This is a genomic window from Streptomyces sp. NPDC002328, from assembly GCF_042890065.1.
Lineage (GTDB): Bacteria > Actinomycetota > Actinomycetes > Streptomycetales > Streptomycetaceae > Streptomyces.
In genome coordinates this window covers 641,611-655,101 of record NZ_JBIARQ010000002.1, presented here as the reverse complement: position 1 = coordinate 655,101, position 13,491 = coordinate 641,611, and the positions used below count along the sequence as shown (strand labels likewise).

The 13,491-nt window shown below is 72.1% G+C and carries 14 protein-coding genes; 8 read left to right on the top strand and 6 right to left on the bottom strand.

The annotated features are described in order from the left end of the window. The first annotated feature begins 25 nt into the window (after nucleotides 1–25). The 4 genes from mqnE (at nucleotide 26) to ACFYX4_RS09360 (ending at nucleotide 2,973) form a co-directional block, all read left to right on the top strand. Nucleotides 26–1,189 carry an aminofutalosine synthase MqnE gene (mqnE, locus tag ACFYX4_RS09375; protein ID WP_389328427.1) on the top strand — a complete coding sequence of 388 codons (1,164 nt, stop codon included), beginning with the start codon at nucleotides 26–28 and terminating at the stop codon, nucleotides 1,187–1,189. Nucleotides 1,190–1,297: 108 nt separating this feature from the next. Further along, nucleotides 1,298–1,834, top strand: coding sequence for a GNAT family N-acetyltransferase (locus ACFYX4_RS09370; RefSeq protein ID WP_389328424.1), 537 nt, complete (start codon nucleotides 1,298–1,300; stop codon nucleotides 1,832–1,834). A gap of 85 nt (nucleotides 1,835–1,919) precedes the next feature. Then, nucleotides 1,920–2,291: a DUF4229 domain-containing protein gene (locus ACFYX4_RS09365; RefSeq protein WP_389328421.1), complete on the top strand. Its 372-nt coding sequence runs from the start codon at nucleotides 1,920–1,922 to the stop codon at nucleotides 2,289–2,291. A 37-nt stretch (nucleotides 2,292–2,328) separates the two neighbouring features. Then, nucleotides 2,329–2,973, top strand: coding sequence for a TetR/AcrR family transcriptional regulator (locus ACFYX4_RS09360; RefSeq protein ID WP_389328418.1), 645 nt, complete (start codon nucleotides 2,329–2,331; stop codon nucleotides 2,971–2,973). A gap of 14 nt (nucleotides 2,974–2,987) precedes the next feature. On the opposite strand, the gene ACFYX4_RS09355 is transcribed toward ACFYX4_RS09360, so the two are convergent. Both ACFYX4_RS09355 and ACFYX4_RS09350 read right to left on the bottom strand, forming a co-directional pair. Continuing rightward, nucleotides 2,988–3,866, bottom strand: coding sequence for a MaoC family dehydratase (locus tag ACFYX4_RS09355; RefSeq protein WP_389328415.1), 879 nt, complete (start codon nucleotides 3,864–3,866; stop codon nucleotides 2,988–2,990). Next, nucleotides 3,866–5,242 carry a 3-oxoacyl-ACP reductase gene (locus tag ACFYX4_RS09350; RefSeq protein WP_389328412.1) on the bottom strand — a complete coding sequence of 459 codons (1,377 nt, stop codon included), beginning with the start codon at nucleotides 5,240–5,242 and terminating at the stop codon, nucleotides 3,866–3,868. The genes ACFYX4_RS09355 and ACFYX4_RS09350 overlap by 1 nt, the downstream gene beginning before the upstream one ends. A 386-nt stretch (nucleotides 5,243–5,628) precedes the next feature. Here ACFYX4_RS09350 and ACFYX4_RS09345 point away from each other — a divergent pair, with 386 nt between their 5' ends. Continuing rightward, complete coding sequence (locus ACFYX4_RS09345; RefSeq protein WP_389328409.1) at nucleotides 5,629–7,551, top strand: AMP-dependent synthetase/ligase; 1,923 nt, start codon at nucleotides 5,629–5,631, stop codon at nucleotides 7,549–7,551. A gap of 6 nt (nucleotides 7,552–7,557) precedes the next feature. On the opposite strand, the gene ACFYX4_RS09340 is transcribed toward ACFYX4_RS09345, so the two are convergent. Both ACFYX4_RS09340 and ACFYX4_RS09335 read right to left on the bottom strand, forming a co-directional pair. Then, nucleotides 7,558–7,797: a DUF397 domain-containing protein gene (locus tag ACFYX4_RS09340; protein WP_389328406.1), complete on the bottom strand. Its 240-nt coding sequence runs from the start codon at nucleotides 7,795–7,797 to the stop codon at nucleotides 7,558–7,560. Continuing rightward, on the bottom strand, nucleotides 7,794–8,657 hold the full coding sequence (locus tag ACFYX4_RS09335) for a helix-turn-helix domain-containing protein (protein ID WP_389328403.1): 864 nt from the start codon (nucleotides 8,655–8,657) through the stop codon (nucleotides 7,794–7,796). The genes ACFYX4_RS09340 and ACFYX4_RS09335 overlap by 4 nt, the downstream gene beginning before the upstream one ends. 124 nt (nucleotides 8,658–8,781) lie before the next feature. Between ACFYX4_RS09335 and ACFYX4_RS09330 the strand changes: the two genes are divergently transcribed. Continuing rightward, the gene (locus tag ACFYX4_RS09330) at nucleotides 8,782–9,237 is read left to right on the top strand and encodes an ATP-binding protein (protein WP_389328399.1); all 456 of its coding nucleotides are present in this window, start codon (nucleotides 8,782–8,784) and stop codon (nucleotides 9,235–9,237) included. On the opposite strand, the gene ACFYX4_RS09325 is transcribed toward ACFYX4_RS09330, so the two are convergent. Continuing rightward, nucleotides 9,203–10,102, bottom strand: a complete 900-nt coding sequence (locus ACFYX4_RS09325; RefSeq protein WP_389328396.1) for a LysR family transcriptional regulator — start codon at nucleotides 10,100–10,102, stop codon at nucleotides 9,203–9,205. The two genes, ACFYX4_RS09330 and ACFYX4_RS09325, sit on opposite strands and share 35 nt — an antisense overlap. Before the next feature lie 192 nt (nucleotides 10,103–10,294). On the opposite strand from ACFYX4_RS09325, the gene ACFYX4_RS09320 reads away from it, so the two are divergent. Both ACFYX4_RS09320 and kstD read left to right on the top strand, forming a co-directional pair. After that, nucleotides 10,295–10,843: a DUF6817 domain-containing protein gene (locus ACFYX4_RS09320; protein WP_389328393.1), complete on the top strand. Its 549-nt coding sequence runs from the start codon at nucleotides 10,295–10,297 to the stop codon at nucleotides 10,841–10,843. A gap of 76 nt (nucleotides 10,844–10,919) precedes the next feature. After that, nucleotides 10,920–12,692 carry a 3-oxosteroid 1-dehydrogenase gene (kstD, locus tag ACFYX4_RS09315; protein WP_389328389.1) on the top strand — a complete coding sequence of 591 codons (1,773 nt, stop codon included), beginning with the start codon at nucleotides 10,920–10,922 and terminating at the stop codon, nucleotides 12,690–12,692. On the opposite strand, the gene ACFYX4_RS09310 is transcribed toward kstD, so the two are convergent. Then, nucleotides 12,656–13,312: a class I SAM-dependent methyltransferase gene (locus ACFYX4_RS09310; RefSeq protein ID WP_389328386.1), complete on the bottom strand. Its 657-nt coding sequence runs from the start codon at nucleotides 13,310–13,312 to the stop codon at nucleotides 12,656–12,658. The two genes, kstD and ACFYX4_RS09310, sit on opposite strands and share 37 nt — an antisense overlap. Nucleotides 13,313–13,491: the final 179 nt, after the last annotated feature.

Genomic DNA, 13,491 nt, shown 5'->3' with positions numbered 1-13,491 from the left:
GAGTCTGCCTACGAGAGGGATGATCATGGACGTCGGGCTCAAGCGCGAGCTGGAGCAGAAGGTCAGGGCCGGTGAGCGGCTGACCCGCGAGGACGGCATCGCGCTGTACGAGTCGGACGACCTGGCCTGGCTCGGCGGCCTCGCGCACGAGGTGCGGACGCGCAAGAACGGCGACGTCGTGCACTTCAACGTCAACCGGCACCTCAACATGACGAACGTGTGCACGGCCTCCTGCGCGTACTGCTCCTTCCAGCGCAAGCCGGGGGAGAAGGACGCGTACACGATGCGCATCGAGGAGGCCGTCAAGCTCGCCAAGGCGATGGAGGGCGAGAACCTCACGGAGCTCCACATCGTCAACGGCCTGCACCCCAACCTGCCCTGGCGCTACTACCCGCGTTCGCTGCGGGAGTTGAAGGCCGCGCTGCCCGGCGTCTCGCTGAAGGCCTTCACGGCCACGGAGATCCACCACTTCGAGACGATCAGCGGTCTGTCGGCCTCCGAGATCCTCGACGAGCTGATCGACGCCGGTCTGGAGTCCCTCACCGGCGGCGGCGCGGAGATCTTCGACTGGGAGGTCCGGCAGCACATCGTGGACCACCGCACGCACTGGGAGGACTGGTCCCGGATCCACCGCCTGGCGCACGAGAAGGGGCTGAAGACCCCGAGCACCATGCTCTACGGCCATATCGAGGAGCCGCGTCACCGTGTGGACCACGTGCTGCGGCTGCGTGAACTCCAGGACGAGACGGGCGGGTTCCAGGTCTTCATCCCGCTGCGCTACCAGCACGACTTCGTCGACATGCAGGACGGCAAGGTCCGCAACCGGCTCCAGGCGCGCACGCAGATGGCGACCGGCGCCGAGGCCCTGAAGACCTTCGCGGTCTCCCGCCTCCTCTTCGACAACGTCCCGCACGTCAAGGTCTTCTGGGTCATGCACGGCGTCCAGACGGCGCAGCTGGCGTTGCAGCACGGGGCGGACGACATGGACGGCTCGGTCGTCGAGTACAAGATCACGCACGACGCGGACAACTACGGCACGCCGAACAAGCTGACCCGCGAGGACCTCCTCGACCTCATCCGCGACGCGGGCTTCCGCCCGGTGGAACGCAACACGCGCTACGAGATCATCCGCGAGTACGAGGGCCCGGACCCCCAGCTCCGGGAGTCCCCCCAGCCGATGCGGGTCTGACCTCGCCGTCGTGTGAACCTCACCGTCGTGTGAACCTCACTGTCGTGTGAGCCTCACTGTCGTGTGAATCACGGTGATCCGAGCGGTCGTAATAGATAAAGTCCTCCTGTGTCTATTACGACCCCTCTCACCTTCACGCTCGACCCCGCCATCACCCCCGAGCTCCGGGACGGCATCCTCGATCTGTGGACGGACGTCAGCAACGCCGGCGGCGCGGTCGGGTTCGTGGCGCCGGTGGCGCGGGAGACGATCCGGCCCGAGCTGGTCCGGGCGATCGCCCAGATCGCCGAGGGCCGCACCCGCCTCCTCGTCGGGCGTGACGGCGACGGCCGGGTCGTCGCGAGCGTGTTCCTCACCTCCAACACCCACCGCCTGATGACCCACTGGCTGTGGCTGTACACCGTGATGGTGCACCCGGGCCACCAGGGCGCGGGCCACGGCCGCGCCCTCCTGGCCGCCGCCGCGGACGCGGCCCGCACCGTCGACGGCATCGAGGCGATACGCCTCACCTGCCGCGGCGGTCTCGGCCTGGAGGACTTCTACGCCTCCTGCGGCTACAAGGAGGTCGGCCGCGTCCCCGGCGCGATACGGGTGGCGCCGGGCGACGACCGCGACGACATCACGCTCGTCCTCCCCCTGGGCTGACCCTCTCCACCCCCCTGCAAGATCGGTCCTCCGGCGTGCTTCACTGGACGACGGCCCCCATTTCGGATCGGAAGAGTGGATTGAGATGCTCCGCTACACGTTGATGCGCCTCGGTGTGTTCGCAGGCTGCCTCGTGGCCGTCTGGGGGCTCGTCTACTCCGGTGTGGTGCCGCGCGGCCTCGGCCAGGCCAACGGCATGTGGGTCATCCTGCTCGCGCTGGTGATCTCCGCGCCGATCAGCTTCGTCCTGCTGCGCAAGGAGCGCGACCGCGCCTCGGAGACGGTGGTGCGCCGGGTGGACCGGATGAAGGCCGGCCTGGAGGCCAACCGCTCCCAGGAGGACGAGGCCGCCGACACCGCCCACGACGAGAGCCGGACGTCGAGCGAGAACCAGACGCAGAGCCAGGCGCAGAGCCAGGCGCAGAGCCAGGCGCAGAACCAGGCGCAGGCCTCGTAGGGAAGTCGTCCGCGTCGGCCCCAACTAGGCTTGCCCCATGGGTGCCGTGAAGACCAAGCGGATGCCGCGAGCCGTCCGTGAGCAGCAGATGCTGGACGCCGCCGTCGAGATCTTCGGGCGACGGGGGTACATGGCCGCGTCGATGGACGAGATCGCCGAACTGGCGGGCGTGTCCAAGCCGTTGGTCTATCTGTACCTGAACTCCAAGGAAGACCTCTTCACCGCCTGCATCCGCCGCGAGGCGAAGGCGCTCGTGGCGGCGGTGCGCGCTGGCGTCCGCACCGACCTGCCCGCCGACCGCCAGCTCTGGGACGGCCTGCTGGCCTTCTTCGCGCACACCGGCCGGCACCCGCACGCCTGGTCCGTGCTGCACCTCCAGGCCCGCACCCACGGCGAGCCCTTCGCCGCCGAAGTCGCCGCGATGCGCGCGGAGATCGTCGCGTTCGTGACGCAGCTGATCGCCGTCGCCGCCCGCGAGGCGCACCGCGACCCCCACCTGCCCGAACGCGAGGTCGGTGGCCTGGCCGAGGCCCTGGTCGGCGCCGCGGAGTCGCTCGCGGCCTGGGCCAACGTCACCGAGGGCGTCACCCCCCGCCAGGCGGCGGCGACGCTGATGAACTTCGCCTGGGCGGGCCTGGACAACCTGATGACAGGCCACCCCTGGTCCCCGCCGGAGGCGTAGCCCACCTGCGCCCCTCACTCCAGGGGATCCACCCGGCCGCTCACGTGCAGCCGTCCCGCCTCCCCGGGGCCGCGCAGCTCGAACCGGCTGCCGTCGGCCGCGAAGCGCACCGCGCCCGGCAGCAGGACCGGCGCCCGGAAGTCGACCCGCACCCGCACCGCCTGCGGCGTCCCGTGCGCGGCGAGGCAGCGGGCCGCGGTCCACATGCCGTGGGCGATGGCCCGGGGAAACCCGAACAGCCGGGCGGTGAGCGGATGGAGATGGATGGGATTCCGGTCCCCCGAGGCAGCGCCGTAACGCCGCCCGACGTCCCCGGCGAGTCGCCACTCCTCCAGCACGGGCAGGCGACCGCCCCCTCCCGCCGCATCCCCCGGCTCCGTCGAGTCCGGCGGGGGTGAGGTCCCGTGGCGGGCCAGGTACGTGCTGTGGGAGTGCCATACCGGCTCGCCGCCGTCGCGTAGCTCCGTCACCACGGTTGCCTCCGTGCCGCGGCGGTGGGGGATCAACCCGGCCACGTGGACGGAGAGTTCGTAGTGGGCGGCGACCGGGAGGGGGCGGCGGCGGGTGATGGTGATCGACGTGTGGACGAGGCCGAGCAGCGGCAGCGGGAAGCGGCGGTCGCTCATCAGCCGCATGGCCGGCGGGAAGCCGAGGACGTGCGGATAGGTGACCGGCAGCGTGTCCTCGCCGGTGCCGAAGCCGCACACCCGCTCGTACGCGGTCAGCCGGGCGGCGTCGATCCGCAGGTACGGCACGACGAGCCGCGTGCGCGGGAAGTCCGCGTCGGCGCGCGGGCGTTTGAACGGGGAGAGCAGCGCGCCCCGGGCGAGGGACGGCCCGAGCGCGGGCAGCCCCGGCAGCGTGACGGCGGGCGACGGCGGTGGAGTAGGCATCAGGCCCCCAGCAGGCTCTGCCCGCACACCCGCACGACCTGCCCGTTGACCGCCCCGGAGGCCGGATGGGCGAGCCAGGCGGTGGTCTCGGCGACGTCGGCCGGCAGCCCGCCCTGGGCGAGGGAGTTCATCCGGCGGCCCGCCTCACGGATGAACAAGGGCACCGCCGCGGTCATCTTCGTCTCGATGAAACCCGGCGCGACCGCGTTCACCGTCACCCCGTGCCCGGCGAGCGCGCGCGGCGCGAGAGCCCGGACCAGCCCCGCGACGCCCGCCTTGCTCGCGCCGTAGTTGGTCTGGCCCGCGTTGCCCGCGAGACCGGCGATGGAGGCGGTGGCGACGATACGCCCGCCCGGACGCAGCGTGCCCTTGGCGAGCAGCGCGTCGGTGGTGCGCAGCACGCTCGCGAGGTTGACATCGAGCACCGAACTCCACCGCTCGGCGGGCATGTTGGCCAGTCGCCGGTCCCGGGTGATCCCGGCGTTGTGGATCAACACGTCGAGCCCGTCGGGGAGTTCGGCGGCGATGCGCTCACCGGCGTCGGCGGCCGTGATGTCGAGCGGGAGGGCGGTGGCGTCGCCGCCGAGCCGGGCGGCGAGTTCACGGGCGTCCCGTTCCGCCGCCGGGACGTCGAGGACGACGACCCGCGCGCCGTCCCGGGCGAGCGTCTCGGCGACCGCCGCGCCGATCCCGCGGGCGGCCCCGGTGACGAGGGCGGTCCGGCCGGCGAAGGGGCGACTCCAGTCGACCGCGTCGCTGACCGCGCCCGGGACGGAGACCGCGTCCGCGCCGACGCCTGCGTCCGCGCCGACGGCGATCACCTGGCCGCTGACGTAGGCCGACTTGGGGGAGAGGAGGAAGCGCAGGGTGGACTCGGCGGCGACCGGGTCGGTCAGCCGGACCAGGTTCACCGTCCTGCCCCGGCCGATTTCCTTGCCGAGGGAGCGGGTGAAGCCCTCCAACGCCTGCTGTACGGCGGCCTGATGATGGTCGTCGGGGTCGAGCGGCGCGCCCAGCAGCACGATCCGCCCGCTCGCGGCGACCGACCGCACGACCGGGTGCAGCGCCGCGTGCACCTCGGCGAGCGTGTCGACGTCCCGGACGCCGGTGGCGTCGAGGACGACGGCGGCCGGGGGCGGGGAGTCGGGCGCGGAGGAGCAGCCGCGCACCAGGGGGCCCGGTCTCAGTACCGCACGGGCCAGGACGGCCGCCCGGTCGAGTGTGGAGGTTCCGGCCGTGAGGTGGAGCAACTCGCCGTTCAGCCACGGGCGTTCGGCGGACCAGCGGTGGAGCGCCGCCGGTTGCGGAAGGCCGAGCCGCCGGGTGAGGAAGCGGCCGGGTGCGGTGCCGGTGAGGCTCAGATAGCGGTCGGCCACGTTCAGCTCCTAGCTGTCCCGGGTCATGACGACAGTTCTTACTCTGAAGTAAGGTTACCGACGGTAAGCCTATGTCACAGGTGAGGAGCAGGTCGAGGTGATCCCGTGAAGCGGCCGCCGTCGGCGGTCGCGCCCCTCAGGTGCGTGCAGTGCACCCACGTTGAGGGGCGCGGGGGAACTGCGCGATCAGCCCCGAGGTTGCACAGCCCCAGCCCCGTACCATCCCGGAACACGCACACACTCCCCACGCGAACGCCGTACGATCCCCTAACTAACCGGCGGTAACCCCTTACTTCGGGGCCAATCCGGTGAACGCCTCGACACGCGAGGCACGTACCTCATGCAGCAAGCAGTTCTTTGTCGCTGCACGCCCAGGGAGCCGCCCCGTGTCCACCTCGTACCCAGAGCCCGCCCCGGACTACGCCGACCCCGACGCTCCCCCCACGCTCGTGGAGCCCGAGACGCGCCGCCTGGACGGCGCGGTGCGGGAGGCGTCCGTGCCGGCGCTGGCGCGCCCGGTGACCTACGGCTCGCTCGCCGACCTGCCGTTCGAGAACGCGGCCGCCGCCCCGGACGCGGTGGTCCTCAGCCGCAAGGGGCAGGAAGGCCAGTGGACGGACGTGACGGCGGAGCAGTTCGCCGCCCAAGTCCACGCCGTCGCCAAGGGGTTGATCGCCGAAGGGCTGATGCCGGGCGACCGGATCGCCATCATGGCCCGCACGATCTACGAGTGGACGCTGCTCGACTTCGCCGCCTGGGCGGCCGGACTGGTCACCGTCCCCGTCTACCCCACCTCCTCCGTCTTCCAGACCCGCTGGATCCTCCAGGACTCCGGCGCGGTCGCCCTGGTCACCGAGACGGTCGCGCAGGCCGCGGCCGTCGGTCCCGAACGCGACCGGCTGCCCGACCTCCAGCACATGTGGGTGATCGAGAAGGGGCACGTCGACCGGCTCGCGGAACTCGGCGAGCACACGCCCGACGCCGAAGTCGACATCCGCAGAGGGATGTTGGTGCCCGACACCCTCGCCACGCTCATCTACACCTCCGGCACCACCGGCCGCCCCAAGGGCTGCGCGCTCACCCACGGCAACTTCTTCGCCGAGGTCGACAACGCGATCGAACTCCTCTACCCGGTCTTCAAGTCGTCCACCGAGGACCTCTCCGTCCTCCTCTTCCTCCCCATGTCCCACGTCTTCGGCCGGATGGTCGCCATCGCCTGCGTCCGCGCCCGCGTCCGCCTCGGCCACGCGCCCAACCTCAAGGCCGACCAACTCCTGCCGGATCTGGCCGCGTTCAGACCCACCTGTCTCCTCGCCATCCCGTACATGCTGGAGAAGATCTTCAACTCGGCCCGTGCGAAGGCCGAGTCGGGCGGCCGGGTCGGCTCCTTCGACCGCGCCGTGAACACCGCCGTCCGCTACGGCGAGGCCGTCGAGGCCCAGAAGACCGGTACCGGCCACGGCCCCGGAGCCACCCTGCGCGCCGCCCGCACCGTCTACGACCCGCTGGTCTATCGGCGTCTGCGCAACGCCATGGGCGGCCGGGTCCGACACGCCATCTGCGGCGGCTCCCCGCTGGGCCGCCGCCTCGCCGCGTTCTACCTGGGCGCCGGCATCGAGATCTACGAGGGCTACGGCCTGACCGAGACCACGGGCGCGTCGACCGTCACCCCGCCGCTCAAACCCCGTCTGGGCACGGTCGGTTGGCCGCTGCCCGGCACCAGGATCCGGATCGCCGCGGACGGCGAGATCCTCATCGGCGGCGAGCACGTCCTGCGCGGCTACTGGGACCCCGCGGCCGGCGGGGTCGTCCCCGCCGCCCCCGACGGCTGGCTCCCGACCGGCGACATCGGCGAGCTGGACGACGAGGGCTACCTGACGATCACCGGCCGCAAGAAGGAAATGATCATCACGGGGGGCGGTAAGAGCGTCGCCCCCGCCCCGCTGGAGAACTGGCTGCGCTCCCACCCCCTGATCTCCCAGTGCATCGTCCTCGGAGACGGCCGCCCCTATGTCTCCGCGCTCATCACCCTCGACCTCGACGGCCTCACCCACTGGCGTCAGATGAACGGCAAGCACCCGGTGCCGCCGGAGCTGCTGATCGGCGACGAGGAACTCAACGCCGTGCTCCAGCGGGCGGTCGACGAGGCCAACAAGCTCGTCTCCCGCCCCGAATCGATCCGCCGCTTCGCCGTACTGCCCCGCGACTTCTCGGAGGCGGACGGCCACCTCACCCCGTCGATGAAGCTGCGCCGCGAGACGATCCTGCGGGACTTCGCGACGGAGGTGGAGGGGCTGTACGAGAGGTGACTCCGGCTACTTGAGAGCGGAGGTGAACGCGGCCCAGGTGGTGGGGGAGAGGTCCAGCACCGGGCCGGCGGGGTTCTTGGAGTCGCGGATGTGGATGGTGGAGGGGCAGGAGGCCACCTCGACGCAATCCCCGCCCTCGCCGCTGCTGTGCGTCGACTTGCGCCAGGTGTAAGCGGCCTCCACGCAGTCCCCGCCCTCGCCGTCGCTGAAGCTGGACTTGAACCAGGTGAGGTTCGCGCTGTTCATAGCTCCTCCAGCTTCTTCTCGATCAACGTGCGGGTCTCCCTCGGTGGGAGAGCCATCGCCCGCATGATCCCATAGCGCTCGGCGATCTTCCGGACATCCTCCGGGTCAGTGATCAGTCGGGGGTATCCCTGAGCCTCCGTGTATGCCACCTGGGGATGCTTCTTGGGGATCAGCAGGTTGAACGCCCCGCCGAGGTTGGGGTGTTCCTCGACCTGCGTAGGCATCACCTGCATCTCGACGCTCCGCATGGTGCTGACTGTCAGCAATCGCTCCAGCTGTGCCCTGTGCACTTCGCGCCCGCCGATCGGCCGGTCCAGCACGACTTCCTCGATCACGTAACTCACGACTGGCGTGGGCCACCGCTCGAAGATCTGCTGGCGGGTGAGGCGGTCGGCGACGCGCTTCTCGATCGTTTCCTCGCTCAGCAAAGGACGCCGTTTCGCGAACACCGCGTGCGCGTGCTGCGGTGTCTGAAGGAGCCCGTGCACCGCGTGGTTGGCATAGAAGTGCAGCTCAACCGCCTCCGCCTCCAACGCCGCATATCCCCGGTACCACTCCGGATGCCGCGTCCGAACGCGCCCCATCGCCTCCCGCACCTCGGGAATCGCGTCCTTGAGCATGCCCCCGGCGTCCAGCAAGTCGTCCGCCTGCTCCAGCACCTCCGGGCGGATGAGCCGTACCCCCCGCTCCATCGACGAGATCGCGTCCGGCCCGTACCCCACCAGCTGGCCGAACTCCCTCTGCGTCAGCCCCTTCCGCTCACGCAGCCGCTTCAGCATCTTGCCGAGGGCTGTGAACAGGCCCGTCGTGCCGTCGGCCTCCGACGGCGTCTCCGGCCTGCGTTCCTGCTCATCCTGCACGCCACTCACGTCCCTGTGGTCACGTCCGACAACGCGTACGCTCCGCCGAGCGCATCCGTACGGCTACGGAGCGTCGCCGGGTCGCTCTTGGCCAGGGTAGGGACAACCGACCACGCTCGGTGAGGTGAACTCCGAAATCACCACCCAGATCTCCGCGCCCCTCGGGGAGCTGACCCTGCGGCTGAGCTCGACGCCGCGGGGCGCCCGTCTCGCCCGGCGGCTCACCGCGCAGCAGTTGGACGCGTGGGGCCACCCGCACGACGGCGAGGCGAGCGACACCGCGCAGCACGTGGTCGCGGAGCTGGCCGCCAACGCCGTCACGCACGGCAGGGTGCCGGGGCGGGACTTCGAGCTGCGGTTGGTGCTGCTGCCGGAGGACGTGCTGCGGATCGAGGTGAGCGACACGCGGGGGGACCGCCGGCTGCGGATCGTGACGGAGGCGGACGCGGAGGGCGGGCGGGGGCTGATCCTCGTCACGGTGCTGTCGCGGACGTGGGGGGTCGCGGAGCGGGAGGTGGGCAAGACGGTGTGGGCCGAGGTGTCGCTCAGGTCGCGGCGGCGGGACCGCGCTGCTCCGTGACCATGTCGGCGAACGCGCGCGCGGGCGGACTCAGCGCGTCCCAGCGGCGGACCGCCCAGCCGACGGGGAGGGGGCGCAGGGCGGGGACGGGTATCAGCCGCAGGGTGCCGTCGCCGGGAGCGGACAGGCCGGGAAGGGCGGGGACGACCGACCGGCCCACCCCCAGTTCGGCGAGGAGCAGGGCCGTGTCCCAGTCGGCGACGCCGGTGTCGTAGGCGAAGCGGACGCCCAGCTCGGCGCAGGAGGCGTCCAGTTGGGCGGCGGAGGCGGAGTTCGGGGGGAGGCGGATGAGGCGGACGTCCCGCAGGTCGGCGGGGTCGACGTGGGGGAGGGCGGCGAGCGGGTCGTCGGCGGGCACGGCGAGCATCCACGGCAGGTCGACCACCCGCCGCTGCTCGATGCCGCGCACCGGCGGGCCGAGGGTGATCCAGGCGAGGTCGAGCGTGCCGTCGGCGAGCGCGTCGAAGGTGCCGCGCCCCGAACTCACCGTGCGGAACTCCAGGTTGACCTGGGGATGGCGGCGGCGGTAGGTGACCAGGGCGTCGGACATGAAGTGCCGGACGGTCGTCGCGCCGGTGGCGACCCGGACGTACCCGCTCACACCGTCGGCGAGATCGCGCAACTGCCGCACCGCCAGGTCGAGTCCGGCGATGCCGTCGGCGGCGGCGGTCTCCAGGATCCGGCCGGCCCGGGTCGGCGTCACGCCCCTCGGCCGGCGCTCCAGCAGGGCGACGCCCGTCTCCTTCTCCAGCCGCCTGACGTGCTGGCTCACCGCCGACTGGGTGCACCCCAGCTCCCGGGCCACCGCGCTCAGGCTCCCGGCCCGGCACACGGCCGTGAACACCCGCAGATCCTCAAGAGTCACGAGACCCAAGCCTAGGCTTGGGTGTGGCCACAGATCCCCAGGATTGACTGGGCCTTGAGGCCGTACGACGATCTCCTCAGGGCCCAGGCGGCAACCCGCTCCCGGCCCCCCGTGGGCGGTCCGGACGCCCGGGACGGGAGCGGGTGCCGACCCCGTACGACGACCCGTCCGTATCCGACGAAGGGCATCGCCATGCCGGAAGAAGAGGCGCTGCCGCGCGCCGAGGCGCTGCTGCTGGACCTGGGCGCGGGCACCCTGGCCCACCCGGGCGGCACGCTCCTCGCGCACCTGCGCCGGGTACGCTCCCGGCTCGCCGCCTGGGAAGCGCGCCCGGCCCTTCGACTCGCGGGCCTGTGCCACGCCTTCTACGGCACCGACGGTTTCCCCGAGCCGTTGCTCCCGCTGGACCGCCGTCGCGAACTGGCGGACGCGGTGGGGAGGGAGGCCGAGGAGCTCGTGTACCTCTACGCGAGCTGCGACCGCCGGGCCACCTACCCCGGCCTGACCGGCCCGGCCCCCTGCTTCCACGACCGCTTCTCCGGGGTGCGGTGGACCCCCGCGCCCCGCGCACTGCGCGACTTCGCCGAGCTCACCGCCGCCAACGAACTCGATCTCGCCGCCCACGACCCGGTGTTCCGCGAGCGGTGGGGCCCGGATCTGCTGGTTCTGTTCACCCGCCTCCGGCCGCTGTTGAGCCGGGCCGCCTGGGACGACTGCCGACGGGTGCTCGCGGTCGCGTAGGCCTTGACTTCCCAAGACCCCCGCGCCAGATTCCCGTCCCGTCCCCCTGTCCCGTCTGGCTGGAGGGAGGGCTGTGATGCCCTCGGTCGCCGGTGGATCCGTTCCCGTGCCGTCCCGCAGACAGGTGCTCGGCGTCACCGCCGGGGCGGGCCTCGCCCTCGCCGCGGGAACGACGGGGGCCAAGGCCGCCGACCTCCCCCTCCTCGGCACGTACGACGTCGTCGTCATCGGCTCCGGCGCGGCCGGCATGACCGCCGCGCTCACCGCCGCCCGGCACGGGCTGAGCTGCGTCGTCGTGGAGAAGGCGAGCACCTTCGGGGGGTCCGCCGCGCGGTCGGGGGCCGGCATCTGGATCCCCGGCAACCAGGTGATCCTGGCCGCCGGCGTCCCGGACACCCCCGCCAAGGCCGCCGCCTACCTCGCCGCCGTCGTCGGCCCGGACGTCCCCGCCGACCGCCAGGCCGCCTTCCTCTCCCACGGCCCCGCCATGCTCTCCTTCGTCATGGCCCACAGCCCGCTGCGGTTCCGCTGGATGGAGGGGTACAGCGACTACTACCCCGAGCTGCCCGGCGGCCTCCCCGGCGGACGCTCCGTCGAACCCGACCAGCTCGACGGCAACGTCCTCGGCCCGGAACTGGCCCGCCTCAACCCGCCGTACCTCGAACTCCCGCCCGGGATGGTCGTGTTCAGCGCGGACTACAAGTGGCTGGCGCTGGCCGCGGTGAACGTGAAGGGGGCCGCCGTGGCCGCCGAGTGCCTGGCGCGGGGCACGAAGGCCGCCCTGCTCGGGCAGAAGCCGCTCACCATGGGCCAGTCGCTGGCGGCCGGGCTGCGCGCGGGGCTGCTGTCCGCCGGGGTGCCGGTGTGGCTGGACACCCCGCTCACCGACCTGCTGGTGGAGTCCGGAGCCGTCACGGGCGCGGTCGTCACCCGCGACGGTGCCGCCGGGCTCGTCCGCGCCCGGCGTGGGGTCGTCGTCGGCTCCGGCGGTTTCGAGCACAACGCGGCCATGCGGGCCCAGTACCAACGGCAGCCCATCGGCACGGAGTGGACGGTGGGCGCGAAGGAGAACACGGGCGACGGCATCAGGGCGGGCCAACGGGCGGGCGGCTCCCTCGCGTTGATGGACGACGCGTGGTGGGGCCCCGCCATCCCCCTGCCCGGCGAACCGTACTTCTGCCTCGCCGAACGCACCCTCCCCGGCGGCCTGTTGATCGACCGGTCCGGCAAGCGCTTCGTCAACGAGGCCGCCCCCTACGGCGACGTCGTCCACACCATGTACGACCGCCACCCGACCGACCCCGCCATCCCGGCCTGGCTCATCGTCGACCAGAACTACCGCAACCGGTACCTGTTCAGGGACGTCGCGCCGACCTTCCCGTTCCCCGCCGACTGGTACTCCTCCGGAGCCGTCCACAAGTCCTGGACCTGGGACGGTCTGGCCGCCTCCGTCGGCGTCCCCGCCGCCGCCCTGCGCACCACCGTCGACCGCTTCAACTCCCTCGCCCTGCGCGGCCAGGACACCGACTTCGGGCGCGGCGACAGCGTCTACGACCACTACTACACGGACCCCGCCGTCCTCCCGAACTCCTGCCTCGCCCCCCTCTGGCTGCCCCCGTACCACGCCTTCCGCATCGTCCCCGGCGACCTCGGCACCAAGGGCGGCCTGCGCACGGACGCCCGCGCCCGCGTGCTGCGCGCCGACGGCTCGGTGATCCGGGGCCTGTACGCGGCCGGCAACGCCAGCGCGGCCGTGATGGGCCACAGCTACGCCGGCGCGGGCTCGACGATCGGCCCCGCGATGACGTTCGGCTATATCGCGGCGCGGGACTTGGCGGCGATGAGGTAGGCCTGCGGCACCTTCTCCTCGAAGGAGGCCTCCGGCTCGCGCTCCGTCCGCGAACGCACGTCGAACCCGGCCGGGACGAGCAGCTCGGCCATCGCCTCCGGCCGGCGCCGCAGGAAGTCCAGCGCGACCGGGTGCCCCCAGGGCCGGTCGTAGTGCCGGGGCTCGTCCCCCACCTGGAAGGCGAGCAGCAGATGGCCGCCGGGCTTCAGCACCCGGTGGAACTCGGCGAAGAGCGCGGGCAGCTCGTGGGTGGGGGTGTGGATGGAGGAGTACCAGGAGACGACCCCGTCGAGCGTCCCGTCCCCGTACCCCAGCTCCAGCATCGACCCCAGCTCGAACCGGATCCCCGGATTCTCCCGCCGGGCGACGCCGAGCATCCCCTCGGAGAGATCCACCCCCGACACCGCCAACCCGAGCGACCCGAGATACCGAGTCACCCGCCCCGGCCCACACCCCACATCCACCACATGCCCACCCACCCCCACAAGCTCGGCGAACGCGAACAGCACCCCCCGATCCATGGGCCGAGCCGGCTCATCGTGATACCGCACGGCGTAGTCGTCGGCGATGGCGTCGTAGAAGGTACGGGTGGCGGAGAGGAAGTCGGCTTGCTGGGTCATGGGGACGAGTTTCCCAGCCCGTCCGGCGTTTGAGGACGAGGCCCTTTCGGGGCCGAAGCGGGGGTCCGGGGGCGGCAGCCCCCGGGGACGATGGGGGAGGGAAGGGGCGGCGGGGGCGACAACCTCCGATCAGCCGCACCAAATCCACCCCCAAGGGTGACAACAGGGGCAAACCCCAG